Raw genomic sequence first — 2171 nt, 5'->3', positions numbered from 1 at the left:
AGTGATGGAATGTTTCCAGATGACAGGGGCATTTGATTTTATCCTTAGGATTGCGACGAGCGATATGGATACCTATCATCTTTTTTTAAGAAATAAGCTTTCTACACTTCCAAACATCAGTACGGTGCAAAGTTTTTTTGTGTTATCAGAAACTAAAAGCGAAACGGCATACCCACTTTAATTGAAAAATACGGCCAGAGGTTTATCTTTGGAAGATAATTTCGGCAAAATACAAATCCTATATAAATGCAATCCTCAGAAGAATACCTTCCACAATTAGAATTGTTCACTTCAATACCGTTAGATACCAGTAATTTATCAATGAAAAACAAAGTAAACGTTAATAACAACAGCATAGATGCCGCAGGGATCACCAAAGATTACATGGATGCGGTTTCAGAATTAATCTGGAATGGTTTTGACGCCAATGCTTCAAAAATTGATATTAATTTTAGCGCAAATGAAATTGACTATATCAGTGAACTGACTATTGTTGACAATGGATCAGGAATTAACCATGCTGATTTAAGTCGCACTTTTGGTTCTTTTCTGGATTCCGTAAAAAGGGGTGCTTTTCAGCGATCTTCTTATGTAAGAGGGAAAAAAGGAAAGGGACGCTTTTCGTTTATGGCCTTTGCCCATAAAGCGGTGTGGTCTACTGTGTGTTTAGACGCTGCAACAAAAAAACACCTTGCTTTTGATGTAACGGTGGAAAGCAATGACAAAGACCATTACCAGGATGAGAATATCAGGAAAGTGAAGAGAATGGCAACCGGAACTTCATTGAAGCTGAGTGATTTGCATGGCGTAACCGCTTATTCTTTTCAGAGTGAGGAGTTTTTAAATTACCTGAAACGCCAGTTCGGCTGGTTCTTGTTGCTGAATAGTAAAAATGGTTACTCACTCAACATCAACGGGGTACCGATTCAATATGATGATATTTTAGGTGACCACGAAGTAACGAATAGTGTTATTACTGATGCACAAGGCCTAGATCATCAATTTACCATTACCTATGTGCGTTGGAATGAAAAAATTGGCGATAAGTTCTATTATTACTTTTTAAATGGCGAAAAGAAAGAGGTTTTTAAACAGCTCACCTCATTCAATAATAATGCAATTAATTATTACCATAGTGTATACATTGAATCTGATTTTTTCAATGAATTTACCTATTCCGACCAGGAAGAATCAGTGCCGTTGTTTGGCTTGTCACCGAGTAGCCCTGTTTTTAAAACCCTGATTAAGCAACTGCAACAGCTGATCAACGTTAAACAGAAAGACTTTGTGCGTCTTAATTCTGCTGCTGAAATATTGGAAGGTTTTGTGCAGAATGGTTCTTTTCCGCGTTTTAAAGATACTAAAAAAGAGCAGGTTAAACGCGAGCTTTTAACGGAGGTGGTGAAGGAAATTTATTGCATTCAACCACGGATCTTTAAAGGGATGAGCGATATTCAGGAGAAGATAAGCATTGGCATGATCCAGTTGTTATTGGAGACTGGCAGGAGGGAAGATATTATAGGACTGCTGGAAGGTGTTGTTGATTTGTCGCGTGAGGAGCGGGATAATTTAATGGGGCTGTTGAAAGGGGGGAATTAAGGATATTTTGAGGGATTGTACAAATGAAGTTATTTAATATTTCGTTTGTGCAATACGTCCCATATTTTGGGATTTCTACTGGTATGTAATACCGCGAATATGATTACTGTATCATTTTCAATTTGAAAATGAATCATGAAAGGGAATTTTTTAACTACTACACACCTGACCCCGCTATAACGAATTTTATAAACCTCTGCTGTCTGACTAAGGTTATTTATCTGCTTAATGACTTGCTTTTGGAAACGCATGCCTAAACCATTTGATTGTTCATTGTACCAAATAGTAGTACTATTAATGTCATTTAAAGCCCACGGAGAGACTTTAATAATATAAGAATGCATTATTTAGCTTTTAGCTCTTTTAAGGCAACATCCCAGTCGAGTAATATTTTTGGATTAGCTTTATACGCTGAAATCCGTTCATTAACGATATGTTGATGGGCTAATGGGATAACGATATCATCAGCCCAAATGACCTCATTAAGCTCAAGTTTTTCAGCGGGTGAAAGTCGTTTTACTGCATCTTTTATTTCATTAAATGATAGCTCTTTAGCATCCATAGCGTTTTAA

Annotated in this window: 4 protein-coding genes; 2 read left to right on the top strand and 2 right to left on the bottom strand. The window is 36.9% G+C overall.

The genetic code is table 11. The features are described from left to right. Window positions 1–181 (top strand): Lrp/AsnC ligand binding domain-containing protein (locus ACR2F7_RS09005; RefSeq protein WP_432713240.1); only part of this gene is annotated, 181 nt, incomplete at its 5' end. Between the two features lie 140 nt (window positions 182–321). Continuing rightward, on the top strand, window positions 322–1599 hold the full coding sequence (locus ACR2F7_RS09000; RefSeq protein ID WP_432713239.1) for an ATP-binding protein: 1278 nt from the start codon (window positions 322–324) through the stop codon (window positions 1597–1599). A gap of 29 nt (window positions 1600–1628) precedes the next feature. Here the strand turns inward: ACR2F7_RS09000 and ACR2F7_RS08995 are convergent, their stop codons facing one another. Together ACR2F7_RS08995 and ACR2F7_RS08990 are read right to left on the bottom strand one after the other, a co-directional pair. Beyond that, complete coding sequence (locus ACR2F7_RS08995) at window positions 1629–1943, bottom strand: type II toxin-antitoxin system RelE/ParE family toxin (RefSeq protein ID WP_432713238.1); 315 nt, start codon at window positions 1941–1943, stop codon at window positions 1629–1631. Next, window positions 1943–2161, bottom strand: coding sequence for an addiction module protein (locus ACR2F7_RS08990; RefSeq protein ID WP_432713237.1), 219 nt, complete (start codon window positions 2159–2161; stop codon window positions 1943–1945). Before ACR2F7_RS08990 ends, ACR2F7_RS08995 begins: the two co-directional genes overlap by 1 nt. Between the last annotated feature and the right edge of the window lie 10 nt (window positions 2162–2171).

Origin of the sequence: Pedobacter sp., assembly GCF_045628745.1 — a bacterium.
Lineage (GTDB): Bacteria > Bacteroidota > Bacteroidia > Sphingobacteriales > Sphingobacteriaceae > Pedobacter.
This window is presented reverse-complemented; position numbering and strand designations above follow the sequence as displayed.

What these genes read in the sequence shown, in the direction of transcription:
- ACR2F7_RS09000 (WP_432713239.1), top strand. Translation starts at nt 322, where the DNA reads ATGAAAAACAAAGTAAACGTTAATAACAACAGCATAGATGCCGCAGGG.
- ACR2F7_RS08995 (WP_432713238.1), bottom strand. Translation starts at nt 1,943, where the DNA reads ATGCATTCTTATATTATTAAAGTCTCTCCGTGGGCTTTAAATGACATT.
- ACR2F7_RS08990 (WP_432713237.1), bottom strand. Translation starts at nt 2,161, where the DNA reads ATGGATGCTAAAGAGCTATCATTTAATGAAATAAAAGATGCAGTAAAA.